General features: G+C 67.3%; 1 protein-coding gene. It reads left to right on the top strand.

Translation table 11 applies throughout. From position 1 onward, the window contains the following. Positions 1 to 138: 138 nt before the first annotated feature. Complete coding sequence (locus NYP07_RS23875; RefSeq protein WP_268154708.1) at positions 139 to 1,845, top strand: IS1634 family transposase; 1,707 nt, start codon at positions 139 to 141, stop codon at positions 1,843 to 1,845. Positions 1,846 to 1,924: the final 79 nt, after the last annotated feature.

Genomic DNA, 1,924 nt, shown 5'->3' with positions numbered 1-1,924 from the left:
CCGAAGTTCCGGTCAATCAGGCCGTCAGATTGGCGACTGATCCCTTGCAGATCAACGAGTTAGGCCTTTGATCGGACTTCATTTTGTAGGCATGTAAATGCCTTGAATTCTCTTTATGTATGTCCTATATATGTAGGCATGCATATCCACATCGTGCCCAACCGCGATTCGCCCCCGACGGTGCTGCTGCGAGAGTCCTACCGCGAGGGCACGAAGGTGCGCAAGCGCACCCTGGCCAACCTCTCCAGCCTGTCGGCCTCACAGGTCGAGGCCATCCGGGCCGTACTGGCCGGCCAGGCCCTGCAGCCGCCGTCGCAGGCGCTGGAGATTACCGCCTCGCTGGCCCACGGCCATGTGCACGCCGTGGCCCTGGCCATGCAACGCCTGGACCTCGCCTCGCTGCTGGGGGCCAAGGCCTCTCGCGAGCGCGACCTTGTGCTGGCGATGGTGGCCGCGCGCATCGCGGCGCCCCACACGAAGCTGGCCACCACGCGCTGGTGGCACACCACCACGCTGGCCGCGGACTTCGGCGTGGCCGACGCGAACGAGGACGAGCTGTACGCGGCCATGGACTGGCTGCTCGCACGCCAGGACGCGATCCAGAACAAGCTCGCGGCGCGCCACCTGCATGAGGGCGGCCAGGTGCTGTACGACCTCTCGTCGAGCTACTTCGAGGGCAGCACCTGCCCGCTGGCCAAGCTCGGGCACAACCGCGACGGCAAGAAGGGCCTGCTACAGGTCAACTACGGGCTGCTCACCGATGCGCTCGGCTGCCCGGTGGCGGTGTCGGTGCACGAGGGCAATGTGGCCGACAGCACCACCTTCTTGCCCGAGGTGCAGCGCCTGCGCGAGCAGTTCGGCATCGAGCGGCTGGTGATGGTGGGCGACCGCGGCATGATCTCAGCCAAGGCCATTGCCGAGTTGCGCGAGATGCCGGGCATCGACTGGATCACGGCGCTCAGGAGCGCCTCGATCCGCACCCTGGTCGAGCAAGGGCAGTTGCAGCTGGGGCTGTTCGACGAGCGCAACCTGCTGGAGATCGCCTCGCCCGAGTACCCGGGCGAGCGCTTGGTGGCGTGCCGCAACCCGCAGCTGGCGGCGCTGCGCGCACACAAGCGCCAGGAGCTGCTCACCGCCACCGAGACGGAATTGCAGGCGATCCAGGCGCGTGTGCAGGCGGGGCGGCTGCAGGACGCCGACAAGATCGGGGTGGCCGTGGGCCGGGTGGTCAACCGCTACAAGGTGGCCAAGCACTTCGAGCTGCGCATCGGTGAGGCGAGCTTCACCTTCGCGCGCAAGCACGCGGCGATCGCCGCCGAAGCGGCGCTGGACGGTCTGTACATCATCCGCACCTCGGTCCAGGCCGCGCGCATGGACGCCCCCGACTGTGTGCGCAACTACAAGGCCTTGGCCAACGTCGAGCGAGCGTTCCGCAGCTTGAAGACGGTGGACCTGAAGGTGCGTCCGATCCACCATCGCACGGCCGATCGCGTGCGGGCGCACATCCTGCTGTGCATGCTCGCCTATTACGTCGAGTGGCACATGCGCGAGGCCTGGGCGGCGCTGATGTTCACCGACCTCGACCAGGCGGCCAAGGCCGTGCGCGATCCGGTGGCGCCGGCCAAGCGCTCCAAAGCGGCGCTGGACAAAGTGGCCCGGCGCACGCTCGATGACGGCACGCCCGTGCACAGCTTCGCCACGCTGATGGCCGAGCTCGGGGGCATCGTGCGCAACACCTGCCGCACCAGCGTCGCCGGGGCCGACGCCGCGACGTTCGATGTCGTCACGACGCCCAACCCCACGCAGCGCCACGCGCTTGAGCTGATCCAGCAGATCCGCCTGTAGGCAGTAGCTGGAACTCCGATCTCACGCCAAGTCCTTGTGGCGCAAGGCAATCTCGCTCAACGAGCGCTGGAACTTCGGG

It is taken from the genome of Pelomonas aquatica (genome assembly GCF_026712205.1).
GTDB classification, from domain to species: domain Bacteria; phylum Pseudomonadota; class Gammaproteobacteria; order Burkholderiales; family Burkholderiaceae_C; genus Pelomonas; species Pelomonas aquatica.
The sequence above is the reverse complement of the archived record's forward strand: the minus strand, read 5'-3'. Positions and strand labels throughout refer to the sequence as shown.

What these genes read in the sequence shown, in the direction of transcription:
- NYP07_RS23875 (WP_268154708.1), top strand. Translation starts at nt 139, where the DNA reads ATGCATATCCACATCGTGCCCAACCGCGATTCGCCCCCGACGGTGCTG.